This is a genomic window from Pseudanabaena sp. FACHB-1998 (assembly GCF_014696355.1).
Classification (GTDB): Bacteria; Cyanobacteriota; Cyanobacteriia; order Pseudanabaenales; family Pseudanabaenaceae; genus Pseudanabaena.
Genome location: NZ_JACJQA010000037.1, coordinates 15,906 through 42,759, shown reverse-complemented (window position 1 = coordinate 42,759; position 26,854 = coordinate 15,906). Strand labels below are relative to the sequence as shown.

The 26,854-nt window shown below is 42.5% G+C and carries 33 protein-coding genes and 1 tRNA gene; 18 read left to right on the top strand and 16 right to left on the bottom strand.

Features of this window, described 5'->3' with window-relative positions:
* Nucleotides 1–9: 9 nt before the first annotated feature.
* Together H6F42_RS15920 and H6F42_RS15915 are read left to right on the top strand one after the other, a co-directional pair.
* On the top strand, nt 10–567 hold the full coding sequence (locus tag H6F42_RS15920) for a late competence development ComFB family protein (protein WP_190400359.1): 558 nt from the start codon (nt 10–12) through the stop codon (nt 565–567).
* A gap of 28 nt (nt 568–595) precedes the next feature.
* Nucleotides 596–2,755 carry a S8 family serine peptidase gene (locus H6F42_RS15915; protein WP_190400358.1) on the top strand — a complete coding sequence of 720 codons (2,160 nt, stop codon included), beginning with the start codon at nt 596–598 and terminating at the stop codon, nt 2,753–2,755.
* 7 nt (nt 2,756–2,762) lie between these two features.
* Here H6F42_RS15915 and H6F42_RS15910 read toward each other — a convergent pair whose 3' ends face one another.
* The 5 genes from H6F42_RS15910 to glpX form a co-directional block, all read right to left on the bottom strand.
* The gene (locus tag H6F42_RS15910; protein ID WP_190400357.1) at nt 2,763–5,126 is read right to left on the bottom strand and encodes a pentapeptide repeat-containing protein; all 2,364 of its coding nucleotides are present in this window, start codon (nt 5,124–5,126) and stop codon (nt 2,763–2,765) included.
* A 41-nt stretch (nt 5,127–5,167) separates the two neighbouring features.
* Nucleotides 5,168–5,605, bottom strand: coding sequence for a hypothetical protein (locus H6F42_RS15905; RefSeq protein WP_190400356.1), 438 nt, complete (start codon nt 5,603–5,605; stop codon nt 5,168–5,170).
* A 174-nt stretch (nt 5,606–5,779) separates the two neighbouring features.
* A complete protein-coding gene (locus H6F42_RS15900; RefSeq protein WP_190400355.1) occupies nt 5,780–6,535 on the bottom strand; it encodes an ABC transporter ATP-binding protein in 756 nt (251 codons plus the stop codon).
* Nucleotides 6,536–6,624: 89 nt separating this feature from the next.
* On the bottom strand, nt 6,625–7,851 hold the full coding sequence (locus H6F42_RS15895) for an ABC transporter permease (RefSeq protein ID WP_190400354.1): 1,227 nt from the start codon (nt 7,849–7,851) through the stop codon (nt 6,625–6,627).
* Between the two features lie 372 nt (nt 7,852–8,223).
* Nucleotides 8,224–9,267 (bottom strand): class II fructose-bisphosphatase, encoded by a 1,044-nt coding sequence (gene glpX / locus H6F42_RS15890; protein ID WP_190400353.1) that lies wholly within the window; start codon nt 9,265–9,267, stop codon nt 8,224–8,226.
* 353 nt (nt 9,268–9,620) lie between these two features.
* Between glpX and purF the strand changes: the two genes are divergently transcribed.
* Nucleotides 9,621–11,144, top strand: coding sequence for an amidophosphoribosyltransferase (gene purF, locus H6F42_RS15885; protein ID WP_190400352.1), 1,524 nt, complete (start codon nt 9,621–9,623; stop codon nt 11,142–11,144).
* Nucleotides 11,141–11,602: a VOC family protein gene (locus H6F42_RS15880; RefSeq protein ID WP_190400351.1), complete on the top strand. Its 462-nt coding sequence runs from the start codon at nt 11,141–11,143 to the stop codon at nt 11,600–11,602. The genes purF and H6F42_RS15880 overlap by 4 nt, the downstream gene beginning before the upstream one ends.
* Here the strand turns inward: H6F42_RS15880 and H6F42_RS22335 are convergent.
* The 8 genes from H6F42_RS22335 to H6F42_RS15845 all read right to left on the bottom strand — a co-directional run bounded on the left by H6F42_RS22335 (nt 11,502) and on the right by H6F42_RS15845 (nt 17,119).
* The gene (locus tag H6F42_RS22335; RefSeq protein ID WP_347272318.1) at nt 11,502–11,813 is read right to left on the bottom strand and encodes a hypothetical protein; all 312 of its coding nucleotides are present in this window, start codon (nt 11,811–11,813) and stop codon (nt 11,502–11,504) included. The genes H6F42_RS15880 and H6F42_RS22335 overlap by 101 nt on opposite strands.
* A 158-nt stretch (nt 11,814–11,971) precedes the next feature.
* Entirely contained in the window at nt 11,972–12,322 is a 351-nt protein-coding gene (locus H6F42_RS15875) for a Spx/MgsR family RNA polymerase-binding regulatory protein (RefSeq protein WP_190400350.1), read from the bottom strand.
* 133 nt (nt 12,323–12,455) lie between these two features.
* Nucleotides 12,456–12,538 (bottom strand) — tRNA-Leu (locus H6F42_RS15870).
* A gap of 146 nt (nt 12,539–12,684) precedes the next feature.
* Nucleotides 12,685–13,014, bottom strand: coding sequence for a hypothetical protein (locus H6F42_RS15865; protein ID WP_190400349.1), 330 nt, complete (start codon nt 13,012–13,014; stop codon nt 12,685–12,687).
* Between the two features lie 119 nt (nt 13,015–13,133).
* Nucleotides 13,134–14,048, bottom strand: a complete 915-nt coding sequence (locus H6F42_RS15860) for an FTR1 family protein (protein ID WP_190400348.1) — start codon at nt 14,046–14,048, stop codon at nt 13,134–13,136.
* Between the two features lie 254 nt (nt 14,049–14,302).
* Nucleotides 14,303–15,406 (bottom strand): helix-hairpin-helix domain-containing protein, encoded by a 1,104-nt coding sequence (locus H6F42_RS15855; RefSeq protein WP_242018475.1) that lies wholly within the window; start codon nt 15,404–15,406, stop codon nt 14,303–14,305.
* A 148-nt stretch (nt 15,407–15,554) separates the two neighbouring features.
* On the bottom strand, nt 15,555–16,559 hold the full coding sequence (locus H6F42_RS15850; protein ID WP_190400347.1) for a multicopper oxidase domain-containing protein: 1,005 nt from the start codon (nt 16,557–16,559) through the stop codon (nt 15,555–15,557).
* A gap of 344 nt (nt 16,560–16,903) precedes the next feature.
* Nucleotides 16,904–17,119 carry a Nif11-like leader peptide family natural product precursor gene (locus H6F42_RS15845; RefSeq protein ID WP_190400346.1) on the bottom strand — a complete coding sequence of 72 codons (216 nt, stop codon included), beginning with the start codon at nt 17,117–17,119 and terminating at the stop codon, nt 16,904–16,906.
* A 517-nt stretch (nt 17,120–17,636) separates the two neighbouring features.
* On the opposite strand from H6F42_RS15845, the gene H6F42_RS15840 reads away from it, so the two are divergent.
* The 8 genes from H6F42_RS15840 (at nt 17,637) to H6F42_RS15805 (ending at nt 23,568) form a co-directional block, all read left to right on the top strand.
* A complete protein-coding gene (locus tag H6F42_RS15840) occupies nt 17,637–17,942 on the top strand; it encodes a hypothetical protein (protein WP_190400345.1) in 306 nt (101 codons plus the stop codon).
* 18 nt (nt 17,943–17,960) lie between these two features.
* Nucleotides 17,961–19,400, top strand: coding sequence for a hypothetical protein (locus H6F42_RS15835; protein WP_190400344.1), 1,440 nt, complete (start codon nt 17,961–17,963; stop codon nt 19,398–19,400).
* 15 nt (nt 19,401–19,415) lie between these two features.
* Nucleotides 19,416–21,242: a hypothetical protein gene (locus tag H6F42_RS15830; RefSeq protein WP_190400343.1), complete on the top strand. Its 1,827-nt coding sequence runs from the start codon at nt 19,416–19,418 to the stop codon at nt 21,240–21,242.
* On the top strand, nt 21,242–22,042 hold the full coding sequence (locus H6F42_RS15825) for a hypothetical protein (protein ID WP_190400342.1): 801 nt from the start codon (nt 21,242–21,244) through the stop codon (nt 22,040–22,042). Before H6F42_RS15830 ends, H6F42_RS15825 begins: the two co-directional genes overlap by 1 nt.
* 119 nt (nt 22,043–22,161) lie before the next feature.
* A complete protein-coding gene (locus H6F42_RS15820) occupies nt 22,162–22,542 on the top strand; it encodes a hypothetical protein (RefSeq protein ID WP_190400341.1) in 381 nt (126 codons plus the stop codon).
* Between the two features lie 57 nt (nt 22,543–22,599).
* Entirely contained in the window at nt 22,600–22,974 is a 375-nt protein-coding gene (locus H6F42_RS15815) for a hypothetical protein (RefSeq protein ID WP_190400340.1), read from the top strand.
* Nucleotides 22,975–23,325 (top strand): hypothetical protein, encoded by a 351-nt coding sequence (locus H6F42_RS15810; protein ID WP_190400339.1) that lies wholly within the window; start codon nt 22,975–22,977, stop codon nt 23,323–23,325. It begins immediately after the preceding gene.
* Nucleotides 23,326–23,568, top strand: coding sequence for a hypothetical protein (locus H6F42_RS15805; RefSeq protein WP_190400338.1), 243 nt, complete (start codon nt 23,326–23,328; stop codon nt 23,566–23,568).
* A 326-nt stretch (nt 23,569–23,894) separates the two neighbouring features.
* On the opposite strand, the gene H6F42_RS15800 is transcribed toward H6F42_RS15805, so the two are convergent.
* Together H6F42_RS15800 and H6F42_RS15795 are read right to left on the bottom strand one after the other, a co-directional pair.
* On the bottom strand, nt 23,895–24,269 hold the full coding sequence (locus H6F42_RS15800) for a hypothetical protein (protein WP_190400337.1): 375 nt from the start codon (nt 24,267–24,269) through the stop codon (nt 23,895–23,897).
* 45 nt (nt 24,270–24,314) lie between these two features.
* Entirely contained in the window at nt 24,315–24,656 is a 342-nt protein-coding gene (locus H6F42_RS15795; protein ID WP_190400336.1) for a helix-turn-helix transcriptional regulator, read from the bottom strand.
* A gap of 114 nt (nt 24,657–24,770) precedes the next feature.
* Here H6F42_RS15795 and H6F42_RS15790 point away from each other — a divergent pair, with 114 nt between their 5' ends.
* Nucleotides 24,771–24,956, top strand: a complete 186-nt coding sequence (locus tag H6F42_RS15790; protein WP_190400335.1) for a hypothetical protein — start codon at nt 24,771–24,773, stop codon at nt 24,954–24,956.
* A gap of 47 nt (nt 24,957–25,003) precedes the next feature.
* Here H6F42_RS15790 and H6F42_RS15785 read toward each other — a convergent pair whose 3' ends face one another.
* The gene (locus H6F42_RS15785) at nt 25,004–25,165 is read right to left on the bottom strand and encodes a hypothetical protein (RefSeq protein ID WP_190400334.1); all 162 of its coding nucleotides are present in this window, start codon (nt 25,163–25,165) and stop codon (nt 25,004–25,006) included.
* Nucleotides 25,166–25,328: 163 nt separating this feature from the next.
* Between H6F42_RS15785 and H6F42_RS15780 the strand changes: the two genes are divergently transcribed.
* From H6F42_RS15780 to H6F42_RS15760, 5 genes are all read left to right on the top strand, one after another.
* A complete protein-coding gene (locus H6F42_RS15780; protein ID WP_190400333.1) occupies nt 25,329–25,499 on the top strand; it encodes a hypothetical protein in 171 nt (56 codons plus the stop codon).
* 5 nt (nt 25,500–25,504) lie between these two features.
* Complete coding sequence (locus tag H6F42_RS15775) at nt 25,505–25,780, top strand: hypothetical protein (protein WP_190400332.1); 276 nt, start codon at nt 25,505–25,507, stop codon at nt 25,778–25,780.
* Nucleotides 25,781–25,788: 8 nt separating this feature from the next.
* The gene (locus H6F42_RS15770; RefSeq protein ID WP_190400331.1) at nt 25,789–26,031 is read left to right on the top strand and encodes a hypothetical protein; all 243 of its coding nucleotides are present in this window, start codon (nt 25,789–25,791) and stop codon (nt 26,029–26,031) included.
* The gene (locus tag H6F42_RS15765; RefSeq protein ID WP_190400330.1) at nt 26,028–26,372 is read left to right on the top strand and encodes a hypothetical protein; all 345 of its coding nucleotides are present in this window, start codon (nt 26,028–26,030) and stop codon (nt 26,370–26,372) included. Before H6F42_RS15770 ends, H6F42_RS15765 begins: the two co-directional genes overlap by 4 nt.
* A 61-nt stretch (nt 26,373–26,433) precedes the next feature.
* Nucleotides 26,434–26,835, top strand: coding sequence for an ASCH domain-containing protein (locus H6F42_RS15760; RefSeq protein ID WP_190400329.1), 402 nt, complete (start codon nt 26,434–26,436; stop codon nt 26,833–26,835).
* The last annotated feature ends 19 nt before the right edge of the window (nt 26,836–26,854 follow it).

The window sequence follows — 26,854 nt, the reverse complement described above, 5'->3', positions numbered from 1 at the left end:
GAGATAACAGTGGAAAAGCTAGAAAAAACCAGCATTGAGTCAATTGTCGAGCAAGCTTTGCAAGATGGCTATCTGACTCCAGCCATGGAAGCCGAAGTGGGGCGGATTTGTGACAGTGCCTTTGAACTTTCGGTCGAGGAGTATATGGCTCTCGATCGCTTAATGGGTGCTTTGCTAACGGGAGAGGTCGTTGCCGTTCCGCGCAAGCAGTTTATTAATGTGATGGAAGAGTTGGTACTTAGTGAAGCTGTGGCAAGGGTCGCCGAGATCGAAGCTACTAGTAATAAAGTTTTGGATTTGGGGGATATTGCTGCCTACGCACTCAATCGCTTACCACCTTTGTATGCAACTACTGAGCAAGGAGCAAACTATCAAAGAGAAAGAGCGCTCGCCGATCTTCAACACTTAATCGCCCAACAAGTCAAAGAAGCGATCGACCGTAACCTTGATCGCCCCGAATTTTTCCCCGATCGCTCTACCTTTGGCACAATTAATAAAGATTCGGTGCTTTCTCAGCTTACCAATTTACTCCAAGCCTACGCTCCCGACTTTGAAGAAAAGTCTTAAAACGCCAAATACTTTTTAGTTTTTTTTAATGAGCCAGTCAAATCGCCCCGAATCATCACAGACAATCTATGCCCAAGCGGTGGTTCGTCCTGAAAATGGCGACTCATTATTAAGCCATTCTGTATTTATCAACAGTAAGAACGTCTCCGACTTTCATGTAGTAGAAGGGGGGATAAAATTAGTAGCCCAAAAGCTTTTAGAGGCTGGGTTTGAGATAGTAGATTTTGGCAAAATGGCGATCACGATCTCTGGTAATACAGAGACATTTGAGCGAGAATTTCAGACCAAATTAGAGGCGGTTGAGCGGTCTGTAATTAAAGGGGATGGCAAGAACTCCACAGCCACATTTATTAATGCTGTTGATAGTAAACCCTTTGGAGAAATTGATGTCTCTAAGACTTCATGGCATCAGTTTTTAGTTGGAGTGGCGATTAATGAGCCTGTCTACTATTTTCAGTCAAATCAACCTACATCTGCACCACCGCTGACTATTTATGACAGTGAGTATTTATCCGTACCCGATGGTGTGGCACAGGGTGTAAATGCTCATCTAGCGCATCAGCAGGGGATAAGGGGTAAGGGTATTCATGTAGTAATGGTGGATAGTGGATGGTATCCCCATCCCTATTTTGCCAAGCACAAATACAATGTCCAAGTTCGTCTTGCTAGTGGTTCTAGCGATCGTGAGGTGGATTTAAGCGGGCATGGCACGGGGGAGTCAGCGAATTTATTGGCGATCGCCCCTGAGATCAAGTTAACGATGGTTAAGGCGGATGTGGCTCTAGGTGGTAAAGGTAAAAATGTTAATTCCATTGGGGCGTTGCGAGAGGCGATCGCCTTGCAGCCTGACATTATTTCCTGTAGTTGGGGTTCGGATGAGCGCAAGGGAGAAATTTCTCCCTATAATCGTGTCCTTGCAGCAACCGTATCTGAGGCAATTCGACGCGGCATTATTGTGATCTTTTCGGCTGGCAATGGTCAATGGGGTTTTCCCGGACAGCACCCAGAGGTGACTGCGGCGGGTGGGGCTTTTATTCATCTTAATGGTTCTTTGAAAGGCAAGATTGAGGCGAGTAGTTATGCCAGTAGCTTTGTCAGTCGCATCTATCCAAACCGTCAAGTTCCTGATGTTTGCGGTTTAGTTGGACAATTACCTCATGGTAGCTATATCATGTTGCCAGTACCGCCAGGTTGCGAAGCTGATCGCGGGATGGCTCTCGCAAGAGATGGTACTGAGGAGAGGGATGGTTGGGCTGCTTTTAGTGGCACTTCGGCGGCGGCTCCTCAATTGGCTGGTATTTGCGCTTTGATGAAGCAAGTTAATCCGAAGTTAACTCCCGCTCAGGCGAAGAAAATTTTGGAAGACACAGCCCGTGATGCGGTTGATGGATCTAGCAATCCTTCTAGTAGTGGTGCTTCTGCTACTAAGGGTTTTGATCTTGCAACAGGCTTCGGCTTAGCTGATGCTAATCTTGCAGTAAATGCTGCTAAGGCTTTGACTAGTGATGCCTGTTGCGATGACTGTGCATCACCATCTAGCCAAAATTTCTCGACAACTTCTCCAAGTTCTTTACCCAAAAAAGTAAGTAAACCTATGGCTTCTGAATTCCCTAAACTCAAGAAAAAGCTCGATTTAGTTCTTTGGGAAATTGAAAAAACTTTGCAAAATAAGCTTAAAGATCTTGGAATTGAAGATGAGATTGATTTGGTTGTCACTGAAGATGACTTTGTAGAGCGTTCTGTAGTTGCTAAGGTTTCTTACTCTTACCGTCAACTTTTGTATGGAGACAAAACAGCTGATGGGGGCGAAATAGTAGGATGCTTTGATGATAATGGTAAAGTAGACTCAAGCAAAATCAACGAAACTCATATAGCTGCTGCTCAGACTCTGTTTAATCTTGGTAGAGATCAGGAAGCGGCAATTCAGGTATTCACTAGCGCTTTAATGCTTACAGCAGTGAGTAAAAAGGACATCAGAAAGTTAGCTTCAGATGCACTATCTGCTTGTAGTTCTAAAATTAGAGGTCTTGATTCGAGTGGCGGTCGAACTGTTTCAAACTTTTTTGATAAGCAGACAATTAAAACTTGCAATGATGGGTGGAAAGCCTGTGATGTTCAGGGCAATACTGCAACTTGTGATGGCAATACAACATATACCAAAAGAAGAGGAGAAGATTGTTGGAGTTGAATTTATATCACTTCTTGCTATCACACTTAACTTGAATTTTTCTTAGCGCGGCAACTTCTTTAGAGTATTTGACTAAAAATTGGCTAGAAAGTTTTGTACCACAAATTTTTCTAGCCTTATTAAGTTGTTGAATGGAAATACCTTTGCTATCTATAATTACTGTATTGATTAGGATAGCATTTGAAAACTTTGTCCCAGACAAATTTGAACCAGATAGATCTGTGTTAGATAACGTTGCACCAGACAAGTCTGCATCGGATAGATCTGCACCAGATAAGTCTGCCTCTTCTAGCCTAGCCTTTTGAAGATTAGCACTAGGAAGATTAGCACCTTTAAGAACCGTAAGCTGTAGTTGAGATTCTTGCATTTGTGCTTTTCTCAAAAAAGCTCCCGATAAGTCTGACTCCATCAATTTTGCGCCTTGAAGTTTGGCATTTATCAAGAATGTTTTTTTTAAATTTGCACCACCTAAATTTGCATTTCGCAGGTCGCTTCCAGAAAGATCGCTTCCAGAAAGATCGATATTAGGTATATTTTCGTTACATAGTCTTATCCCAGCAAGTTCTAATTTATAACCTTTTTTTATCAAGTATTCAAGTGCTTCTCTAGTGTTAGGACTTGGATCACAATCATCTGCAAAGGCAATTTTTTTAGCTCTATCAACCTGTACATTTTCAATAAGTCTTAAAATGCTAGGTATAGCTGCAATTGTAATTATTGCTGGGAATATGAGAAATATTCCAATCGCTTTAAAAATATTATTTCTCTGTTTCTGAATAGATGCTTGTAAAAACTCCTTAGCTGTATTCGATAGAAAAATATCAGGATTATCTTTTAGAGATTTTTGAAATTCTAATGCGTCTCGAAGAACCCGCCCCTGAAGCAAATAATCTTTCGATTTAGACCTCTCTATACTTTTCCACTTTACTGCTGCTTTATGAATTTCATCCCGTTGAAGTTTTAGCAAACTGTTTTTATCTAACCAAGCTCGTAACTCTTCCCAATTGTTGATTAAAGCTTCATGGGCAATCTCTACCATTTCCACTTCCTCCTTACTAGAAGAAGTCACTAAAATCCACACCCCCGGTTTCGCAAAGCAATCAATCACTTCTCGAACTAAGTGTTTCTTACTAGCGTCTTTCACTAGTTCCGAAATTGTGGCGCGGCGGCGAGTTGCCTTATTGTCGTCATTTAGCTGCACCATTGACAGAAAAGCTGATCGCGCTATTTGTTGTTGTTCGGAAGTTAATGATTCATACAAACGCTTGGCTTCATTTGCTAAAGCACCACCCACACCACCAATTTTTTCTAAAGTTTCCGCAGGTGTTACTTGAGGCTCCTGCAATAATCCTTCCCAAATCTGAGTTAGAGCAAATTGTAAAAGTGGTAAAGTCCCTTCTTGTCCCTGAGAGTCTTTGATTAGCAAATTCACCGTTGCTTTATCTATTTCATATCCCGCACGTTTTGCTGGTTCAGTAATCGCGATCGCCAATTGAGAAGGCTGCATAATCGGCACTAATACGCCCTGCGAAGCAAAAAGCTTATTTAGTTCAGGATCTTGCTGAGTCTTACCCAAAAAATCACTGCGAAGAGTCAAAATTACCGATACATTTTGAGGCAGATCGCTCGCTGCACACAACAAATTCCCTATAAACGCTTGACGCTCAAAATCGCCAGAATTACCTTTTTGATAAGTATAGATCTCTTCAAATTGATCCACCAAAATGATTAGCGGCGAAAAGTTAATATCAGGAAATACATTAGCAATACGACGCAACCCATCAAACTTTTGATGATCATTCTGTCTTTTTAGCACCCTCTCAAACTCTTCGACTTTTTCCGCAGGCGAGTTATCATTCGTGGCAATCCTCGCCAATACCGTAGCCAAAGCCTCCAGAGGTCTGGCACCAGGAGTGAGGGATACAACTCGACCGCGATCCTTGCCTGGTAAGGAGTATTTACCCAAAGCCCGAATTAAACCCGCTCTTGCTAACGAAGACTTTCCTGAGCCTGAAGGACCATAAATTGGCAATACCCGAACAGCATTGGGGCGATCGTGTAATTCTCGAAACTTCAGATAAAGCCGCTTAATATCGTCATTACGCCCAAAAAAACGATGCCAATCATGTTCTCGAAAAGCCTTCAAACCCTGATAAGGATTTGCACCTAGAGAACTTGAAGTAACACTTTTAGGGGGTGCAAGATCGTTGGGACTATTAGATACATAGACCGTCAGATGACCCACATGCCCCACCGCCAAACCACCAGTCATCTGACCGATCGCCTGTCCCTGATTTTCCATTACCTTCTGCTCAATCTCAGTTGAGGGAAGATTTTTGCGTTGATATTCCGAGTCCGAAGAATTTGTCATAAAGCCCTTACCAATCCCTAATTACTAATCACCAATTACCCCTACAAATTCACCCCACCCTGAATATTGCCATCAATTCGCCCGATCGCTTTGCCACCTGTCATTTGTCCTATTACTTGACCTTGGTTATTCGTAACCGTCTGATTGATTTGGACACTAGCTGGCAAAGGGGCGCTTTCTTGGAGGATTTTGGCGATCGCTTCGGTTAAATCCTGATTCTCCTCAATTAGTTTTTGTAATTTTTTCTGAAAGAACTCCTTACAATCCTCATCCTCTGGACTCTCAACCACTGCCTCCACTGCATTTGCGATTACTTTTTTTTCTTCCACCTTCGGACGTAGCTTTTCCCAAATTTTCTTTGCTGTTGCCCAAGCATCCTCCCCAATTTTGCTACCAGCAATCTCAGCAGCCTTATCTCCTAGCTTTAATAAGGAAGGTAAGCAAGAACTAATAAGAGATGTTACCGCTACGATATCCATTTTGATTGATCTCCACTGGTTTAGGCGTTTTTGACCCAGCTAAATAGCTTAGACCAATCATATCAACATTGCTAAGAAATGATTGCATTTTGGCAACAGATGTACATAATGAGCATCCCCGACGCAAGTGTCGGCGGTGTTCGTTTGAGCGCAAAGTGCTATAAATTTCTGTTTCTAAATTACATGTCCTAAGTCATCAGGAGAAAGGTGTGCATTAATGACTTGGCCATCCCGAAACCAAATAATCCGTTGAGTATTACGTGCCACATCTGACTCATGCGTGACCATCACGACAGTAATACCACTGTTATTCAGTTCACCAAATAACTCCATCACTTCAGCGGTCGTATGGGAATCGAGCGCTCCCGTTGGCTCATCGGCTAGTAACATTACGGGATTATTGACGATCGCTCTGGCGATCGCGACTCGTTGTTGTTGACCGCCTGACATTTGATTGGGACGATTATTAAGGCGATGTCCCATAGCTACCCGTTCGAGTGCTGCCGAAGCGCGTTCCTTTTGTTCTTTGGGGCGCACATTGGCATAAGCCATGGGTAACATCACGTTCTCTAACGCCGAGAGTTGGGGCAGCAAGTGATATTGCTGAAACACAAAGCCAATTTTGAGATTGCGAACCCTAGCGAGATCCTTCTCTTCCATGCCTGAGACATCTTCTTCATCGAGAAAATATTGACCAGAGGTGGTGCTGTCGAGGCAACCGATGATATTCATGCAGGTGGATTTGCCTGAACCTGAAGCTCCCATAATCGCGCAATATTCCCCTTGCTTAATCACAAAGCTAACATCATCTAAGGCTTTTACTAAGGTGTCATCTTGTCCATAATATTTACAAACTTCACTAAGTCGCACAATCTCGCGTCTTGAGTCAGTTATTTCAGGTGGGGAGGAGATTAGATTGGTAGTTAGCATGGGAGTATTAGCGGTTAGCGATTGGCTTTTGGTGATTGTTTTTTTGTAATTGCAAAAAGGGAAAAATTTTTCTTTTAGCCTTTCCTTGATTAAATGCTTCTAAGAGCCACAATTGGATCAAGTCGGGCGGCTTGGCGAGCGGGGAAAATACCGAAAAATAGACCGATGCCCCCCGAAACACCGACGGCTAGACAGATGGCGCTAATGGATACACCTGCTTGGAGGGGTGAAACTGCGGCGATTAAAAGGATGCCACCAATCCCGATCGCAGTGCCGATCGCTCCACCAAGTAAGGACAGAATCACTGCCTCGATGGTGAACTGGGTGAGAATGTCGCTAGGGGATGCGCCGATCGCTTTACGCAGTCCGATTTCGCTGGTGCGTTCGGTGACGGATACCAGCATGATGTTCATAATGCCGATGCCACCGACTAGGAGTGATATTCCTGCGATCGCGGCTAGCATGATCGTCAGTGCACCTGTGATGTTACCCACAATTTCTAAAGCGTCCTGTTGGGTACGAATGGTAAATGTATCATCAGCATTGATATCAGAAGTACGGTGACGCAATCTTAATAGATTCGCAATTTGGAATTGGGCGGCGCTCACATTATCGTTACTGGTTGCGGATACATTTATCACCGCAATGGCAACGCCATAGGGAGAGGTTTTACCTGTGAGGCGACTCGTCATCGTGGTAATCGGCAGAAATATGGTGTCATCTTGGTTAGTCCCCAGAAAAGCCCCTTTTTCTGACATGATGCCAATTACTTCGTAGCTAGTACCGCGTATTCTGACTGACTGTCCAAGGGCATTACCCTGTGGAAATAAATCTCTGCTAATTGCCGAACCTAAAGTCACAACTCTTGAGTTGCGCTTAATATCTTCTGCATTGAAAAAACGTCCTGATCCAACCTCCGCAGTCCGTACCTTTACATAATTATCGGTTGTCCCAATTAGGGTGGCGCGTTTGGTGTTATTTCCTGCGATCGCTAGTTCTGAGCCATTAATTTGGGCAGCCACACTGCGGACGGTAGGTACTTGAGTGGCGATCGCTTCGGCATCGGCAAGGACAAGCCGATTGGGCGGCGCGATTACATTCCGCCGCGCATTATCAGTTCCCGTAATTACAAAAATCACATCCGTCCCCAACGCCTGAAATTGCTGCGAAGCATATTTCTGAGCGCCTTGTCCAACGCCTACCATCAAAATTACGGAGGCATTGCCAATGATGATACCTAACATTGTTAAAGTGCTACGCAGTCGATTAGCCGCAAGGGTTTTCCCTGCCATGCGTAAGCTTTCCCAAGTATCCATACTTAAAATTTCCTGATTTATTTAGTCGAAATGATAGAAATAATATGGAATCCTAAAAACCACTACTTTAAGTGTAGGTTCAAATTTTATCGGTGGCTTCAACCTATTGACTCAAACTTGGCTACTCTCTTAGCTTTTTTGAAATTCAATACACCCTACACTCGGTGTCGCTTACTCCCTTCCCATCTAAGAATTAAGGGCGAATATGACAATTTGCTTAGAGAACTATAAGATATCTACTTTCACAGAGATTAAAGAGGCGATCGCTGTTCCAACTAATAGATTCCTAGCATAATTCAAGCAATAAAAAAGAAGGAGCTTAAGCCCCTTCTTTTTTATTGCCAAAAGTTCGTTAACAACGAATTTTTATGATTAGCGAAGATTAATGGTCTTAGGCTTGTCGCTGGTCAAGTGGATAGTATCAATGAAACGAGCAGTCTTTGATTGAGTCGAAATAACCAAAGACTGAGTACGGCAACCACCACCAAAGAAACGAACACCTTCCATCAAGGTTCCGGGGGTAATACCACAGCCAGCAAACAATACGTCCTTACCACAAGCCAATTCATTAGCATCGTAGACCTTATCAGGATCGGTAATTCCCATTTCTTTTAGGCGTAAAATATTACCTTCCCGTGTCCACTTTTCGCTTTCAGGGGTATTGACTTCAGCAGGGTCATAAACTAGACGACCTTGGAAGTGACCACCTAAGCAACGCATAGCGGCTGCGGAGATAACACCTTCAGGAGCAGCACCGATACCCATAAGCGCATGGATGTTTGTACCAGCGAAACCACAGCAAATCGCCGCAGATACGTCACCATCACTGATCAAACGTACACGAGCGCCAGCAGCACGGATTTCAGAAATCAAGCCTTTGTGACGAGGACGATCCATAACCACTACGACTAATTCTTCGATCGCCCGATCAAGACATTCGGACAAAATTTTCAGGTTTTCGGTAGGTGTTTTGCGGATATCTACATGACCCTTTGCCGCAGGAGGTGCAGCTAGCTTGTCCATATAAAAGTCGGGAGCTTGGAACAAACCGCCACGCTCAGAAATGGCAAGAACTGCCATCGAGCCATTTTGACCGTAAGCAACAAGGTTTGTGCCTTCGCAAGGGTCAACAGCGATGTCAATTTCTTGTAATTCTTCGATGGTGCAGAATTCAGCAGCATTGGGCTGGGAGCAAATCCCAACTTCTTCGCCGATGTATAACATGGGAGCTTCGTCACGTTCGCCTTCACCAATAACAATTCGTCCACGCATATGAATCTTATTCATGCGTTCGCGCATTGCTTCAACTGCTGCTTCGTCAGCCTCATCTTTTTTACCCAAGCCCATAAACTTAGAAGATGCGATCGCAGCCTGTTCAACGACCTCAATAATCTCAAGGCTGATTGTATTATCCATGCGTAGGAATTCCTGTATTTATCTAAATTTTGCAACTATTAAGCTTTTGTTATGTTCCAGAAATTATCTAGAATCAGAAAACAAAGTTAAGTCTAGTTGTGCTTTACTACACAACCTCGTAATTAAGTTTACAGGTCAGACTGACACGTAACCCATAAGAAAGACTAAATGACAGGTATTAAGTTTTTATAAGTTTTTATAAGATTTAAAAGATGAAAATATTACAACAAAAATCGCCTTTTTTGTTGTCCTGACTTTTGATATGCCGATTTTGGTTAAGAAATGCTTAACGCTGGTACGATCTAAGAATGGGCTTTTCTCTTCTACCCAACTTAAGTACCGCGTATAACTCTATGCTGCCAGACTATTCTGACCATTCTGTTTCTGCTGATGAGATGCCTACCAAATTTCTAAATCCAGAGGATCTTCACGATCTAGATGCTAATAATGATATTGAGACTGATAAGCCACAAGAAGCCTGTGGTGTTTTTGGAGTTCTCGCAACAAATGGGGATGTTGCGAAGCTAGTTTATTTTGGACTCTATGCTTTGCAGCACCGAGGACAAGAATCGGCTGGTATTACTGTATATGACGATCGCGGTAATACCCATACACATAAAGCAATGGGGTTGGTTGCTCAAATCTTCAATGAGACGATTCTTTCGGAAATGAAGGGGGCTTTGGCGATCGGGCATAATCGTTATTCCACAACTGGTTCTAGCAAAGTGTGTAATGCTCAGCCCATTGTCGTGAATACAAGGCTGGGGGACTTCTCTCTCGCTCACAATGGTAACTTGGTAAATGCTACAGAGTTACGCGCAGAGCTATCAGCCCAAGGTCACGCCCTCGAATCCACCACGGATTCCGAAGGGATTGCGTTTGCGGTAGGGGAAGCTGTAGAAGAAGGCAAGGATTGGCAAGAAGCAATTGTGGTGGCTCTCAGGCGCAGTTATGGCGCTTTTAGCCTCGTTATGGCGATGCCTAATGCGATCGCTGGGGCGCGAGATGCCTATGGTGTGCGTCCCTTAGTTATTGGCAAAACTGCCGATGGTTCCTATGTCTTGTCTTCGGAAACCTGTGGCTTAGATATTATTGGCGCAGAGTATGTGCGCGAAGTGCTTCCCGGGGAACTAGTGATCATCACGATGGAAAACGGGATTCAATCTTTGCAATGGGAAGAATCCAAACCTAAGCTCTGTGTTTTCGAGATGATCTACTTTGCACGACCTGATAGTGTCATGCATGAAGAGAGTCTTTATACCTACAGAATGAGAATTGGTGCGCTACTCGCTAAAGAAAGTTTAGTTGATGCCGATATTGTGATTGGTGTGCCTGATTCGGGGATTCCTGCGGCGATCGGATTTTCTCGCGAATCAGGAATTCCTTACGCAGAAGGGCTAATTAAAAACCGCTATGTCGGTCGGACTTTTATTCAGCCAACTCAAGCGATGCGTGAGTCAGGCATTCGGATGAAGCTCAATACATTGCGCGATGTTTTAAAAAATAAACGGGTAATTGTCATTGATGATTCGATCGTAAGAGGAACCACGAGTCGTAAAATAGTAAGGGCATTGCGTGAGGCTGGTGCCACGGAGGTACATATGCGTATTTCTTCTCCACCTGTAACTCACCCTTGTTTCTATGGTATTGATACAGATTCGCAAGATCATTTAATTGCTTCGCATAATTCTGTTGAGGCGATCGCCAAGCAGATCGAGGTGGATACTCTTGCTTATCTGAGTCACGACGCAATGTTAAAGGCGACGCAAGTCGATACCACGCATTTTTGCACAGCTTGCTTTACAGGAAAATATCCGATTGACGTTCCTGATAAGCTCAAGCGCACCAAACTTATGCTAGAAAATACTGCACCATGACCAAGATCCTCTTTCATCTCGCATTTCCAGTCAAAGATATTGCAAGCACTAAAGCTTTTTATATTGATGGATTGGGTTGTCTAGCAGGTCGCGAGTCTAGTGATTCGCTGATCATGAGTTTGTATGGACACCAGTTGGTCGCGCACGTTGCTCATGAATCCAGTGAAGCTCAACGTGGTATTTATCCACGACATTTCGGATTAGTTTTTTATTCGGAAAATAACTGGATGGCTTTATTAGAGAAAGTCCATGATAAGCGTCTCAAGTTTTATCAAAAACCTAAAGTTCGCTTTGTTGATACTCCTTTAGAGCATCGAACTTTTTTTTTATCAGATCACTCAGGAAATATTTTGGAGTTTAAGCACTATAAGTTTGAAAATGCCATTTTTGGTGAGACTGATTTTCATGAGGTCGGTGATGCTGACTTTGCTCAACAAGTTTCTGTGGCAAATTATTAATAATCCCCCCAGTTGTACCAATTCCTAAAAGTATGACCACACTTTTGGGAATTAAAAAAAAGGAGATGCTGCTAGCAGCATCTCCTTTTAGTTTTTTACGAAGCATTTGAAATTGCTTTTTCTTTTGGCGTTGTCGGGCAGAACCACCCTTTCCTTTATTATTTCTACCTTCACTGCGGGGAGATTCCCATCGCTTTAGTCTTTGGTTCATATTTATGTACCTCTTATTGCTAAGTTAATATACGCTAACTTTCTTAGTTTTTTCTATCATTCTATGGAATGAAAAAATAAATTCCAACAAGATATTTTTTTTAAATGTGGCGAAGCCACATTTAAAAAAAATATCTTGTTTAAGTTTGACCGCAAAGCTTAGATTAATTTTTGTTTGAGTTCTTCTGGATTTCTAAATCCGATCGCGATCGCTTTGCCATCTTTGACAAATAGAGGACGTTTGAGCAACATTGTATCCTTGGCATAGGCTTCAATCCATTGAATATGTGACCATGTGTCTTTTTCAGTGCCGAGCGCTCGGTAGGATTGCCCTGAAGTATTTCGCATGGCTCTTTCGCCTAAAGAGTTTACCCATTCGGCGATCGCGCTTCTGGCAGGGGGATAGTCTTTAGTATTAATAAATTCATGGGCAATACCCTGCGCCTCTAACCATGCGATCGCTTTTTTGCAAGTGCCACAATTAGGGATTCCATAGACTTGGATAGACATAAGTGTTCTCAGATTGTGAATTGTTAATCCTAAAGAGAGTTGCGCCGCAAAGGGGCAGAACTCTCTTTAGGATTGAATACGATCAAAAAATTAGGGAAGAGCGTAAAACACTTTTCCCTAATTGATTTGAAAATGGGGGTGAAGGGACTTGAACCCTTACGACCTTGCGGTCAACGGATTTTAAGTCCGTAGCGTCTACCATTCCGCCACACCCCCGAAAGGCTTTGCTATTCTAACCCGAAATGCGTAACTTTAACATCAGAATTTTGATAATTTATAAAATTATCTAGCTAAATAGACTTAAAGCCTTATTTAGTAAGGCTTCAAGCTATCTGTGTCGTGGCTTCGCCACGACACAATTTTTATTCGTTATCCCATTTATCTTGGGTATAACCAAGGTCAGTTGCCGCAGCTTGTTCTTCACTGGTTAGCTCTTCCCAAGATTTTTCTGCTGATTCAGGAATGTCATCTTCGCCTTCCCATCTAGATTGTGTCCAACCTAATACTCCCCAAAGTTTTTGGTCTTCACTAGATAAGTCATCCCATTCAGGAAAATCTAGTTCATCATCCCAATTTTCTTCATTCCAGCCTAGTTGTGTCCAGAGTTCTTGTTCGGCACTAGTCAGATCGCTCCAACCTAGTTCACTCCAGAATTCATTAGGATCGCCTGTTACTTTACGGATAGTAGTCATAAAAACTTGCTCACAAATTAAAGTTCATTTAGATTTCATCATAGTTTTTGTGAGTCTTGAGAAGCAACAGTTAAAATTTAACCTAAAAAAAAGGGTTCGTGCTTTGCACGAACCCTTTTTTACGCTAGGCGTTTGCCTAAACTGCGGTAATAGATCGTGCCAACGATCGCAAAAAAGGCAACGTAGGCGATCGCCTGTACTAAATACAGCTTGTCGGTATAGCCAAATAGCGAACTAAAAATTACCCCCGGAAATTTTTCGGCGGGTAATACTTTGCTGGTGTTCCAAACCATATTGCCGAGGACGCAGGAATGCTCGCGGGCAAAATGCTCATAAAAGAAGCAGATGGACTCAGATTTGCGATCGCTCTGTGAAAGAATCCGTAAAGCTGTATCGAAATGTCCGAGTGCCGAAATTACTAGCCCAGAGACAATCGATAGGAGCATGAAGCCCATAATTTTGAAGAAGGCGCGGATATTAATTTGGATGCCAAATTTGAATAGGGCGATCGCAATTACAGTCGCTGCACCAATGCCACTAATAGCGCCGATGGCTGGCATTAAACCTTCTTGAAATTTTGCGGAAATAAATAAAACGACTTCAAAACCCTCGCGCAAAATCGCAAATAAGATTAGTCCAAAAATTCCTAACCCTGTTTTTTTGCCTTTACCCAACACATTATTTAAAGAACCTTCGATTTCCCCCTTCATGGCGCGACTTTGTTTAGTCATCCAGATCAACATCCATGTCAGCATGGCGATCGCCGCCATACTAAATAAACCTTCGAGTAATGGCTCAAATACTGCCGATAGTTCAGGGTTGCTTGTACCGACAGTTTGCATAAACCAATTAAAGAGAAGCCCCACGATCGCACTAATTACGAGTCCCGTCCCAATCCCTGCAAATACCCATTTATTCAAATGCGATCGCTTTGCACGTTTGAGATATGCCATGACGATGCCAATTACCAATGCCGCTTCAACACCTTCGCGCAGGGTAATTACAAAAGTTGGGAGAGTTAAACTGATGTCCATAAAGTTTTGAGATCAAGTTTTCTAATTTTGGAAGGGAAAATCTACGTTGTTAGATTCTTATGATCCCCCTCAATCCCCCTTAAAAAGGGCGTTCATATACTTGACACACCAAAGCGCTAAGCCCTCACCCCTCTCCCGCAGGAGAGGGGAACAAGAAATTTAATATTTCTCCCATTCTCCTGCGGGATGAGGGGTTGGGGGATGAGGGGTGCATCAAGTATGTTAATGCCTTTTTAAGGGGGGATGGGGGGGATCTACGATTTTGCGTAAACTTTGGCAGCGGCTTGCTCGTTGCCCTTAATTAATTCAGCCATCGCCGCAACGGACAACACTGGTTTTTCGGGGGCGATCGCCGTGGGATATGCCGACTTGAGTTTTTCTAAACTTGCCGTAAATTGTTTATGAACATCGGGATGTTCCTTTTCCATCGCGGGTGCGATGCTCTTGTACAACTGCTCTACATAAATGGTGAAACCTCGCGAATCTTGATACTCGATGATTTCTTTGATCTTGTCATTGGCGATCGCCGCCCGATATTCTGTACCCGCCGTATCGAGAATCGTATTAATCACTTGCAAGGCAAACTTCGGTGATTGACGTTGGGTTTCGGGAATGGCAGCGATCGCGCCATCGATACTCGCCATTGCGTCATTATATTTAGCGGCAATACTAGGATCATTGGGCTTGGACTTGACCAACTGCTGCAAATCCATCAAAGACTGTTTAAATTCCTTGACCTTGCGGTCTTTGAGTTGACCTTCCACATCCGCATAAATTTCTTCGACAGGATGCTCGATATGGGGAAGCGCTTGATCAGGTTTCTGAGCGTCCAGTAATTCCTTCGCAACAATCATGTGACCTTTCATCAAACCAAGTTTAGTCAAATAGTCAACATCTCTGGCTTCACCCGTTAGCACCACAGTTTCCGTGCTAACCATCTCTTTGATTTGAGCAAACTGATCCGCCGTGACTACCTTCTTTGTAACTAAGTCTTCCACCTTGGTATAGGGACGCGCCGCCTGAATCTTGTTAGATAATCCTGCAATTCCTAACTTACCTTCCACCTTATCTAGCTCTGACAAGATCGCTTCGTTGATATTAATTTTGTTCTTAGAATGACCACTCATTCCGTTCATGCCGTCCTTCTGAGACTCACTTGTAGACTCAGTCTTAGAAATGGTCGCACTGCTGACAGGAGAATTAGGGCTAGTGCTTTGTGATGGGGTGTTATTGCAAGCAGAGATCGCGATCGCGCTAACCAAGGAAAGAGTAAAAAGCATCAAGAATGTTTTGCTTTTGGCTAGATTTTGGAGAGGATTTTTAAGTATTTGGTTGAGGAAAGAGATAATTGCGGGCATGAAAGTGAATAAAAAATAAATAATAGATTGTAAGTAATGCAAGTTATTTTCAATAACTAATTTAATTCTATTAGAACATAATCTTGCAAGTAATTCTCAATAAATATTTGTTGTAAATGTTTTGCCTACAGGCAAAACATTTACAACACTATGCGACGACATCAAATAAGCCCATACAGCCTGCTTCGGCGATCGCATCTTGGTGCGGATGAAACATATATTTGCCCGTAAAGCGATATTGCAACTCTAAAATATGCCTCTCCGCTGTCCCCATCGTGATTACATCTGTCTCCTCTGTGGGAGTCATACCCCGCCCTGTGCGATAAACCTGAAACATATTGGCATGGACATGAAAGGTCGCCACAGGGTCAAACTCAATCATATTAAGGACATATAAACGCAATAACTGATTTTGCTGTACTGCGATCGGTTGCTGCATATAGAAATGCGGCAAACCATTAAAAGCATACATTTCATTGCGTCCATCCCCATCAATGTCATAGCCGCCCATGATTAGCACCATTTCATCCGCAGGAGGTCGTGGCGTTGGCGGATCAATAATGAACATTCCGTACAGTCCCTTACCAATATGTCGTGCCACAGGTGCGACATGACAATGATATAAATGCACACCGTAGGGCAGAGCATCAAATTCATAAATCGTGGCTGCACCATTACGAATCGGAGTGACTCCATCCATCGCTGAAGCGTGTTCACCGTGAAAATGCAACGAGTGGGCATGTCCCCCCCGATTAGCAAAAGCAATCCTAATGCGATCGCCTTCTGTCGCCCTTAAGGTGGGACCTGGGACGCGATCATTCACGTTCCAAGTAATAAAGTCCGTCGAAGCATTTAATTTAACTGTTTTACTTCTTGCCGTTAGTTCAAATTCGCGTACTGTACGCCCATTTTCTTGACTAACTTTGCCATAATCAAACTCTCGTAACGCGGCGATCGGATCGAGTCCACTGGTTTTAATTCTGGTCTGAGCCGCCTCACTGAGCGACATTGGCGGAATCACAACCTTTTTAGGCGTAGGCTGATTATTCTCGTTGTTGCGATTTGAACCGATTGGACTACAAGCGATCGCCCCACCAATTAAACCAATGCCACCAAGCCCCAGCTCTAATATTTTTCTACGTTGCCGATCCATTAACACTACTTGCAAATAGTTCCTATTTACCTTAACAAATTTCACTTAACTTTGAATATTTTCCATAAAGCGATCGCGCCATCCGAATAAAAACTCTAAAACCAGAATTTAACAATTTATTATAAGCCTTATTTTAAGAATTCAAGACTAGATATTAGACCCAATACTAGACTTATTTAAATCATGGTTAGATTAAATATTTAGAAGAGAAATTAATGTCAATTTCCCTTCTAAATATTTCTTAGATATTGAGCGTCATGCCGAGCTTATCGATTGGGTAGAAACTGTCTGGCAAATAAGAAGAAAGGCGATCGCTAAACTAGCGATCGCCTTTCTTCTTTGGTTTAGTTGTACTCTCCGGGAATATCAGTTTTTCTAACAGTAATCTTGCCAACTTTTTTGCCTGACATTCTCAATAATTCATCACCTGAAAATTCAAAACCAAGCTTTAGGGCTATTCGCGCAACATCATCTGCGGTTGATGCTGCTAGTACTTCGTTTTTAAGTTCAGGTTCAGACTGCATTTTCTTTAAAAATGCTTCAATTTGCTCAAAAGCCATATTTTAAATTCCTAATTTATTGATCGCCTTTCTTCTTTGGTCTAGTTATCTCTTAAATATTGACGATGCATCGGTGATCACTGTTGCATCGTCAATCAATCCATTTAATAACAAGGTCAGCGATTCTAGATTTTCTTTCATAGCTAATACCACTAGCTTACTTTATTATTTCTGACTAGTTGACCTTACCACTAGTGTGATTCATGTTTAATTCACTGGTCAAAAATCAGCTAGCAAACTAATCAAAAATCAGCTATGACATTGACAACAACCAACCAAGATACTTGCACTCGAGCCAGACATATTATGCTTACGAATTTGTGAAACCCTGAATATCGTAAGCCTGTGACACCATCTGCTTGCGATAATGGTTACATCTCGACGCATTTAAGCATAAATGCTTCTGATAACTGCTGATTTCGCGCTGTTACGCCTAAAATCCGCCTTTTTATTGGCGTACTGATATGTATAAATAAGTCCTATAATGAGACAAACAATATTGTTATAGGACTTATTTATGCTATTCCCCTTTAGCCAATTGCCTACAGGTGATAGAGCGATCGTAACCGTGGAGGAGATGATCACCTATTGCGCTAGTTTACTGGGAGAAACCTCCACAGAGACTTACATAGCTCAGCAGGGGGCGCAGCCCAGAAAGGTAGCTAGTATCGGGTTTGGTGAGGATTACAATCAAATAGAGCGTTATCAAGCTTTTGCAGTTATCCAGAAGAAAGCGGGCATATCCGATGGATCTGCCCTGCCTGCATGGAAGCGTGTCGGCTTGATCAGCAATTTGGCTGTACCACCTAGCTTTTTGGATTAATCTGAGGGGTTGCATCTCATGAATATTTTTACTGAATTGTATTCAGATAATCATTCAATTTCTGAAGGGGCTATAGATATAGATATCCCTTTTAATGCAAATACACTATTTGTCAACATCGATTACGGGACTTTGCTTGATCGCACCAATCTTGTATTAGGTATTATTTATATCTATTCGGATCAAGGTATTTCTCATGCTTACAGATTAGATTTCCAACGCTCTATAATCTCTCTTCCTATCAGTTCAGTAGATAAAATTCGGTTTATACCAGTATTAGAATTATACCAAGATTATACACTTAAGCTTAAGTATTCCTCTATTAGTAGTTTGATCGATTCTCCTAATGCTTTACCTATTCCACAGGCAATTACTGGGTTACCTAATCGTGTAAGCAATTTAGAGGCTAGTTACGGTAGTCAAAATAGCAGATTAAATTCTATTCAATCCGAATTAGATTTAATTTCTATTCCTTCGTGGCAAACCCTAACTGGTAAGCCTTCAAGCTTTACGCCTGATAGCCATAATCACTCTATTAGTGAGGTATCAGGCTTACAGGTAGCTTTAAATGCTTTGTCGGATTCTAATGTGTTGGAAGGTGAAGAGATCACCTCATTAAGAAATAGAGTAAATACCCTAGAATCTAGCCCTATTAATCCCTCCAGCAATTCCCTAGCTTTTATTACTTTGAGCTCAAATCAAGTATTAGAATCAGGTAAAAGCTACTTATCTACTGTAAATAATCTAATCTGCAATTTGCCTGATAATCCCTCTATAGGTGAAGTAATCAAGCTATCAAATGGAGGTTTTAATTCCTTCAGAATAAATCATGGAAGCAATTCTCAATCAATCTTAAATAATGCAAGCCAAACTACTTCTGGGAGTACAGATTCAGGCATAATTCTCAAGAATTATGCCTGTATTGAATTGATATATGCTGGGTCTAATCTATGGGTAAATTTATCAAAGTACAGGAGTGTAAACAATTGGATGTCTCTAGGTATTGTTGAGCTTTCTCCTAGTGAAAAATCTTATTCCCCATCAACCTTGGCACAATACAGCTATAGCGCTGGCTATAATTTTTCTTTTATAAATGATGGAAATTTGAATGCAGGGGTTGCGGCCTCGGGGCTAAATCCTTCTCAAGGATTAGGAATTATATGCAGCTTTCCTACCTCAATCATATTATCGGCTTTTCAGGCTTGGCTAGGGCAATTTAATGGGCCCTACAATTTTCCGAATAACCTTCGCATATTTAGGGGGGATTCGATCGACACCAATAATCTTGTATACAACGGCAATATACCTGATGCCGCGCGAGTTGGTTTATCACCAGAGCCAACTAACTCTTCTAGTAAATGGTTGTTTCAATTTACTAATGCAGCAAGTGATGTCTCCGTGAATGAGCTAAAGATTTTTGGTAGATCTGGTTCCATTGGTGAAATTTCAGTAATTTAATTCTTTTTGAGATATATGTTAGTAGCCACCCCAGTTTCGGCTTTGAGTAACGCAGTACCTTTTACTCGTCCGCCATACTCTCCCATAAACATCCCTAATAGCGGCTCTTTACTAAAAGGCTTAAGCGGATTGGCTTTGATAATAGGGGCTGTAGATTTAATAGGCGAGTTGGGCGCAAAGAAATGGCGAGATGATCTGCTATCGAAGAATACAGGGAATAGATCTTCACCAGAAGCGCCGAGCCAAGATAATTTCTATGGATCAAAAGCAAATCAAAGCTACAGCGTTGCTGGTGAAGTGTCTACGGATAAAGTCAACTGGTCAGAAGCCCGATCCCTAACTTCGCTTTTGGGTAGGATTACCACTTTGGGGGTTGTAGGAGATAATCAATTTGAAGTAGGGAACGAGCAGGGGGATTATTCAAAATTTAATATTGGCGCTTTTGGCTATGGATACATAAGAAGCGTGTATCTTAGGGAGTTGAACGGAAATAGGGCTTTCCCTGATAATCAAGTGGCTAAAGGTAATAGCGGATTAGCCCTAGGAGCAGAGCCTTTATTCTCTCAAGGGCTAGCTAATCCAAGCACACCTCTATCACCATTTGCTACCAATCCAATAAAAGATTTGGATAATAGAAAATCCAAAAATAAGGATTTAGGTGCGCCGATCCTAGACAAAGGAGGGCGGCTCGAGTCTGGGCCTACTGGAAACCCTTCTAAAGGTGCTTCGGCTTTAAAGTCTCCTATTCCCTTCAAGACTGAGGAAGAGCAAAAGAAGCAGTCTCCACCAGAGAAATCAAAAGAAGAGCAAAAGAAGAGGGAGGAAGAGCAAAAGAAGCTTTTAGACGACTTAAAAAGAGATAATTCTTCTATTATTCAAGAGCTTGTTCGCATAGGAGCTATAAGCGCGGCTATAAATCTAAATACTACGCCAGAGGCTCAAAGAAATAATTCCAAGAATGGCGCTTGTGATGCTTTAAATTCTCCTAGCTGTACGAAAGGTGTAGAAGATAGGATTAAAGATCCTATTAATGGGAAAGTCGATAATGTTGCAAGCAAAGTTGCTGCTACTGCATCAACTCTAGATCTACTAAAAGATGTTGCAGACAACTCATTTAAGTTTATTTCCAGAATCTACAACAATCAATTTGTGCATAGTTCCCTCTCTTTTATGACCAATATTGCAGTTATCCATAATGCGGCTATGCTGTCTCGCGATGTTGCAGAAACATTGGGAACTGTGGTAGATAATTCTGTCAATTTGTCAGGTCAGAAGTTGAAAGATGCCGAAGGAAATGACATCGGTTTTACTTCTTGGATTGGAAATAATATAAGAGGTTTAATCATTCAACTTATCGGTGCTGATAGGTATGTACAGTTGGCTTTGCAATGGCAGAAGGCTAGCACGATTTATCATTCCTCTATGGCTGTGGTTAATACCACTCAATCTATGATTGACCCTTTGGCGAGTGCTGTTGAATATGGAATGGAAAATGTATCAAAAATAGGTAATGGATTAAGAGAAGATGGTGTCGTCTCCGAAAATAATTACCCTGCTATGGATGAAACGATTAGGGCTAGAAGAGTAAATAGATTTGAAAGATTGAATGATACTTTGGAGGGTGCTGAGAATATCTCTAGCAATCTGTCAAGCATTACTAGCAGTGCAGTTTCGGTTAAGGAGGATTACAAGCAATTGAGAGAGGATCAGAAACAACTTAGGGATCAGGCTTCCGCTTTTAACAATGCTGATGAACAGGCAAGGGCGGAAATAAAAGCTTCTCTTCCCACTGGAATTACGCCTATTATTCTTACACCTGCACCTGAAGAGGAAACCTCATAATGTCGAAAGAGAGAACCGAAGCGTTAGACAATGCAATTCGATTAATGCATAATCAACAGGTTAGGGATTACTTTAAAGATATTCCCGATGGAGATACTTCAGAATCTCCAAGGGCAAGCACCAAGAGGCTTTTGATATTGGAAGATAACGATAGTTCCATTTATCAACTAAGGGCTATGGAGTTCTTTAAGAAGTATTGCGAGGAAGCAAATGGAACTAATAATTTATACTTTTCCGTTCCTGTTTCTACTTACAATTACTCTCTTACTTACCTTCCTCAAATAACTTGTTATTTCAGGCAAGAGTATCAATCCTCCGCGTCTGAAGAGACAAAAACTAGGGCGCGAACTATGCAGGTATCTATGAGAGTTCGTGAGACAAAAATACCTGAATCAGTCGCGGCGCTTCGCTCGATCGCTACGGATATAAAAAACGCCTTTGGTACTCCTATATACAGGTATAGAACTGGGTATCGCAGGGCAAGTTATTTCAACAGAAAACTTGGTTATGAATTTAAGGTTAGCTGTCGAGATATCCCTGATGCCGAAAATTTGATAAAGGCGATGATGGGCATCTTTAGCGATCGCGATGAGTTTGACCCACGGGATTTAAAAATTAGTGAGCCTAGGGTAGGAGCTACCGTGACTAGTCTGCCAAAAAGAAAAACGCGAGTTGTCTCTAAGTTGGTCAATCTGCCTGAATTCGGGGAATCCGTGAGAATGTTCTTTACCCATGCTGATTACAAGTGTTATCCGGCCCGTCCGATCATCTTGGTTAAGGGTGGCACTTTGGTTTATTAGGCAAATCGATAATAAATGCAGAGAACTTAAGTTCTACGTTGTACACCTAATCACTAAGATATAGACACTGTAAGAGGTTTGGGTGTGCTAGCTTTATTTTGTCGATAGGAGAAACTGCTATGACGGCAAAACGAGATCCGTATTTTGTAAAAGTTGGTACTAATGCTTGGGGGCAGGTACAGGTAGATCGCGATATTTACGATGGTGACATTGCGCCCGCCCTTGGGTTTACTAAAACTCAACCCCCTGATAATGCCGAGGTTCGCAAGTTTAGAAATCAAAGAGATATTCTGCAAACTGCAAGGGTTGTAAGAGTCTTTGCCCAAGTTACTCGCGATGTTTCCGAAGGTGGGGAGACTGTAACCAAATCTCGACGTGTACCTTTGCTCTGTGACCTTGAAAACGTTGGACGGGTTGCTGTAAGTCTTCGCGGTAAAACGGTCAAGTTAGGCGATCAGAACCTAACTTGGGAAGTGCAAAACGTTACATTTGGTAGCTAAAAGCTAAGCCCTGCTTAGCATCTGAAATCTACTGGTAATTCTAGGAAATAATAAAAAATGGCTAACAATCAAAAAAGAAAAGTGCTTTTTGGTGATGCTGCAACCGCAAATGTTTATCTTGCATTGCAATTAGATGAGGATCTTTATGATTCCGATACTCTGACTTTAGTTGGCGGTACTCTCACCAATACTGGCAATAAGCCCGAAATCCCAATCAATAAGCGATATGCGATCGCCAGTGGTTTGGTTCAAGCCAAACAATTCAAGGTAGAAAAGGGGACTGGCATTGCTAAGAAAACCCGATCGGTAGAGATGCTGGTCCGCAAGGATTTGGCGGATACTATTGATGCTTCTGCTACTACCACTACTAAGAATCTAAATCTTGGGCGTGGTGCTACGACTGCTACTTGGAAAATTATCAACGTAGTTTAAATGGCTGTCGATTTTGCCAATGATGCAAATTGGATAACGGTTTATCAGTTAACAACCAGTGGCGATATACCGCCACTGGTTGTTAATCAAAGCCTGAGTTACCGTTTCTTGCGTATAATCGCTGAGAATTCTGAGGCGAAGGCTAGTTGGACTCTTGGCGGTTATCTTAATTTCTTGACTGACGAAGCTATTGCGCCCGATTTGATTGGCGATCGCGTGTTTTGTGATGTTAATAAGGCGAAAATAATTCAAGTGCCTGATTGGATAGGTGCTTACCGTCTAAAGTTTAAGCCTCCTGTTTGGTTTAATGAGTTGTCTTTACAGGTCGATGGATATATAGGGGGTGCATAAATGCCACCGTTAGTTTTAGAGATAGGAGTGGCGATCGCTCTGGTTAGCGCACTGGTTAAAACGACCACTACCATAAATCGCATTGAGAATAATCAGCGTTTAGGGCATATCGAGTTAATCGGTAAGCATGAGGTCTTGAAAACCAAGCTTGAAATTATAGAGAAAGAATCTTGCGAGCTAAGGCAAGATATTAAGGATTTACGGCGAAGACGCTCTACCGATCCTGATACTGGGTTCAATTAACCACACCAAACAATAAAGGCGATCGCTAATTTAGCGATCGCCTCTTATAATTTTGGGATGATTAAATACTCAATTACAGTTACCTGCGATGAATGCGATGCAGTGATGCCAAACCCCACGGGAAACAGCAGGATCGTGTTTTTTGCTCACACAGACACTCGCAGAATAAGATATTGCAGTGATTGGTACGTGGGGATTGTAGATAAGAAAACACGCCAGATTAGCTGTTTTTGCCCAAACTGCAAGCCTGCCGATCTCAAGACAATGATATTAGGGGTACAGCAATAACACAAAGAAGGCGATCGCTAATTTGGCGATCGCCTTTATTAGTTAGCCCGTCTATCTCGCTCTAAGTCTGAGATGGCTTTGTCTATACCGAACGTAGCTATTAATCTATCTGCCGTCACGCGATCGCCTGCAAGCATCGCCACAAGCTTTTTGTATTTGGCTGCATATTTAGAATTTTGTGGCGTGGTCGGAGCCATACCCCTAGACTTCATCCTGTTAGCCAAGTCGCGATCATATTCTGCTTGCCTTTGCTCAAGAGATTTACGAGGCGAGTATTTACGGTTGATACCTTCATGTGTTGACGGTGTAGGCTTTTCAAGAATCTCTGCACAGACAGCCGCAATCAGCACCAGCAGGAAGATTAGGGCGGCGATGGGATTATAGAAGCGAAAAACTATCCCAAGAATCAGCAACCCTAATACGATTGTTGCCCCTATCTTTTGCTGCTTTGTCACTTGCTAACGCCCTGCACTCTCCGCGATCGCCATTAATCTATCACCTACAGCCCTCTCCACCAAAGCCAATTGCTTTAAGGGCAGAGACTTTATTTGCATAACAATTTCGTCAATACTTGCGTTTTTGGGGATGGGTTTATCCTCAAGGAATGCGATCAAGCCTTGAAGTGTATACCCTGACTTACTGGCAATAATAGACAAATTCTCTGTTGATGGCATTGCATCGCCATTTTCCCATGACTGCACAGAAGCAAAAGACACTCCAAGTGTTTTAGCAAAGGCTCTTTGACTTTGATCGCCTCTAAGATGCCTAATTAACTCAGCTAGTTTTTCTTTACTTCTCATATCACTGTCTACTTGTCAATATGTAGATTAGTCAACTATACGATATGTTGACAAGTAGACATATAGGTGCTTAAACTGAAAGGTGTAAACGTCATTTTGAAAGGTTAACTTTTCATGCTTGCCACCGACAAAGCAAAGACAACTTTCTACCTAGAGCCATCCACCGACAAAAAACTCCGTATTTTTTGCGCCGAACATGGCAAGAGCCTAAGCGAAACCGCAGAGGCGATGATCCTCCATTGCATCAATAACCGACATTTCATCGAAAAACTCACCAAAAAAGAAGAGATCGATTATTAGCCGCGAACTAATAAACCGATCTCTTCTTTTTTTTTGCAAACCAATCATCAAAGGAGATGACCATGCAAACCACCGAACGGATCAAGCCCGAAATCGGTAAGCACTATCCTACCGCACTCATCTGGGTAAGCCGCAACGGATACGGATATCGATACACCTACTGCTCCGACGATTGCACCTGCACAGGGCATTTCACCGAGCCAGACCAAAGGAAATTTCGACGAGCATTAGCACTTGAGATTTTCTGCCTGCAACTGAAAGGCTACTTCACCCGCATCAAACACACCACCATTGAGGGATAAACCACTATTCGCCTTCTTAATCAATGAAGGCTATTCACCACTCATCATGCACACGGATCATTAATCAATTATGCCACGACAAACTAAAAAGCAGTTAGCAAGGGAAACAGAAAGACAGAGGATCTGGCAGCAGATCGAGGCTCTAGGGAAAATCTCTAAAGAATGCCCTTCAGATGAGGCTCAAGAGCATATTGAACAAGCAATCAAGACTTTGATCGATTACACACATATCGAAGGATAAACAGCATGAAACCATTTGGCTACTACGGATTGAATTTAGACATCAGCACAGAGATAGCGATCGACAACCTGCAACTGCACGAACTAACCGACCTACTCAACGACCTGACATTCGATCTAAACAATACCCATTACCTAGAGAACGACGAAGTAATAGGCATCGCACCTCAAACCAAGGAATCTACCCACGACTTGCTAGGGCAATCCGACCTAGGGAAGCTTGGAGCAATTCGTGGACTTTGCGATCGTATTGAACAAAAACTCATGGAGCAAGCAAACTAATGGACTCAATGACAATCGACTACCACCTAAGCTACTACCGAGTCGCGTGCCATCAACTCACCCAAGGCATTGCCGATCCAAAAGAATTTGCAAGAGTAGAGGCGATCAAAGATGCGGCGCTATGCGCCATCGCCCTTGAAGCCGACATCATCAGAGAAATTGGCAGTGGCAAACTTGATCGCCCCTGCTGGGAAAAAGCGATCGCCTTCATCCATCGCTATGAACAAGCCGATCTGGAGATTGCAGCATGAGCGATATAGCGGAGTTTGCCTATGAGAAGCAAACAGAAATCAACCAACTGAAAGAAAGAGTGAAAACTCTAGAGGGTCAAGCCAATAGTTTGCTTGACACAACCATTCGACAATCTGGCGAAATGGTTGCTCTGAGAAATAAAGCAAGGCAACGCATCTCTGAAATGAAAACCGAGGTCAAACAAGAGATTAAGGCTGTAACCATGATTCTCACATCAATTAAAGACAGCCAATCTAGCCACTGGCAAAAGAAAGAGAACCTCAGACTTTGCCTAGAAATACTAGAAAAAATCCCCACCTTTGACCGTGGCGAATTTTTCAACTACGAAGACGACTTTTAACCAATCACGCGATCGCAACTTTACCCAGTGAAGTGGCGATCGCCTAACTAATTTTAAAACTATGGAAACTTACAAACAAGCTTTATCAATTCGACAGCCTTGGGCGTGGCTAATTGCAAATGGTTACAAAGATATTGAAAACCGATCATGGAGTACCACCTATAGAGGTGAGTTTTTCATCCATGCAAGCAAAAAAATGCTAGTCAGGGAATATCACGAGTGCAGGGATTTTGTTGAGCGCGTAAACCGTGATGCAAACCTAATTCTGCCCGAAATTAAATTACCTGCTAGAGATGAATTTGAATTTGGCGGAATCATAGGCACGGCAACAATTACAGCTTGTGTGACCGAATCTGAATCACCTTGGTTTACTGGAAAGTTTGGGTTTGTTATCGAAAAGCCTAAAATCCTGCCTTTCATGCGGTGTCAGGGGACATTGCAATTTTTCCATCCAAGCTACTAACCTACGCGATCGCAACTTT

Coding starts and splice junctions, on each gene's coding strand:
- H6F42_RS15905 (WP_190400356.1), bottom strand. CDS start 5,605: ATGGATATCGTAGCGGTAACATCTCTTATTAGTTCTTGCTTACCTTCC.
- H6F42_RS15880 (WP_190400351.1), top strand. CDS start 11,141: ATGACCAAGATCCTCTTTCATCTCGCATTTCCAGTCAAAGATATTGCA.
- H6F42_RS15790 (WP_190400335.1), top strand. CDS start 24,771: ATGCTTGCCACCGACAAAGCAAAGACAACTTTCTACCTAGAGCCATCC.
- purF (WP_190400352.1), top strand. CDS start 9,621: ATGCTGCCAGACTATTCTGACCATTCTGTTTCTGCTGATGAGATGCCT.
- H6F42_RS15895 (WP_190400354.1), bottom strand. CDS start 7,851: ATGGATACTTGGGAAAGCTTACGCATGGCAGGGAAAACCCTTGCGGCT.
- H6F42_RS15910 (WP_190400357.1), bottom strand. CDS start 5,126: ATGACAAATTCTTCGGACTCGGAATATCAACGCAAAAATCTTCCCTCA.
- H6F42_RS15805 (WP_190400338.1), top strand. CDS start 23,326: ATGCCACCGTTAGTTTTAGAGATAGGAGTGGCGATCGCTCTGGTTAGC.
- H6F42_RS15825 (WP_190400342.1), top strand. CDS start 21,242: ATGTCGAAAGAGAGAACCGAAGCGTTAGACAATGCAATTCGATTAATG.
- H6F42_RS15770 (WP_190400331.1), top strand. CDS start 25,789: ATGACAATCGACTACCACCTAAGCTACTACCGAGTCGCGTGCCATCAA.
- H6F42_RS15810 (WP_190400339.1), top strand. CDS start 22,975: ATGGCTGTCGATTTTGCCAATGATGCAAATTGGATAACGGTTTATCAG.
- H6F42_RS15865 (WP_190400349.1), bottom strand. CDS start 13,014: ATGACTACTATCCGTAAAGTAACAGGCGATCCTAATGAATTCTGGAGT.
- H6F42_RS15915 (WP_190400358.1), top strand. CDS start 596: ATGAGCCAGTCAAATCGCCCCGAATCATCACAGACAATCTATGCCCAA.
- H6F42_RS15845 (WP_190400346.1), bottom strand. CDS start 17,119: ATGGCTTTTGAGCAAATTGAAGCATTTTTAAAGAAAATGCAGTCTGAA.
- H6F42_RS15795 (WP_190400336.1), bottom strand. CDS start 24,656: ATGAGAAGTAAAGAAAAACTAGCTGAGTTAATTAGGCATCTTAGAGGC.
- H6F42_RS15855 (WP_242018475.1), bottom strand. CDS start 15,406: ATGCCCGCAATTATCTCTTTCCTCAACCAAATACTTAAAAATCCTCTC.
- H6F42_RS15840 (WP_190400345.1), top strand. CDS start 17,637: ATGCTATTCCCCTTTAGCCAATTGCCTACAGGTGATAGAGCGATCGTA.
- H6F42_RS15815 (WP_190400340.1), top strand. CDS start 22,600: ATGGCTAACAATCAAAAAAGAAAAGTGCTTTTTGGTGATGCTGCAACC.
- H6F42_RS15775 (WP_190400332.1), top strand. CDS start 25,505: ATGAAACCATTTGGCTACTACGGATTGAATTTAGACATCAGCACAGAG.
- H6F42_RS15850 (WP_190400347.1), bottom strand. CDS start 16,559: ATGGATCGGCAACGTAGAAAAATATTAGAGCTGGGGCTTGGTGGCATT.
- H6F42_RS15760 (WP_190400329.1), top strand. CDS start 26,434: ATGGAAACTTACAAACAAGCTTTATCAATTCGACAGCCTTGGGCGTGG.
- H6F42_RS15900 (WP_190400355.1), bottom strand. CDS start 6,535: ATGCTAACTACCAATCTAATCTCCTCCCCACCTGAAATAACTGACTCA.
- glpX (WP_190400353.1), bottom strand. CDS start 9,267: ATGGATAATACAATCAGCCTTGAGATTATTGAGGTCGTTGAACAGGCT.
- H6F42_RS15875 (WP_190400350.1), bottom strand. CDS start 12,322: ATGTCTATCCAAGTCTATGGAATCCCTAATTGTGGCACTTGCAAAAAA.
- H6F42_RS15860 (WP_190400348.1), bottom strand. CDS start 14,048: ATGGACATCAGTTTAACTCTCCCAACTTTTGTAATTACCCTGCGCGAA.
- H6F42_RS15835 (WP_190400344.1), top strand. CDS start 17,961: ATGAATATTTTTACTGAATTGTATTCAGATAATCATTCAATTTCTGAA.
- H6F42_RS22335 (WP_347272318.1), bottom strand. CDS start 11,813: ATGAACCAAAGACTAAAGCGATGGGAATCTCCCCGCAGTGAAGGTAGA.
- H6F42_RS15830 (WP_190400343.1), top strand. CDS start 19,416: ATGTTAGTAGCCACCCCAGTTTCGGCTTTGAGTAACGCAGTACCTTTT.
- H6F42_RS15820 (WP_190400341.1), top strand. CDS start 22,162: ATGACGGCAAAACGAGATCCGTATTTTGTAAAAGTTGGTACTAATGCT.
- H6F42_RS15765 (WP_190400330.1), top strand. CDS start 26,028: ATGAGCGATATAGCGGAGTTTGCCTATGAGAAGCAAACAGAAATCAAC.
- H6F42_RS15780 (WP_190400333.1), top strand. CDS start 25,329: ATGCCACGACAAACTAAAAAGCAGTTAGCAAGGGAAACAGAAAGACAG.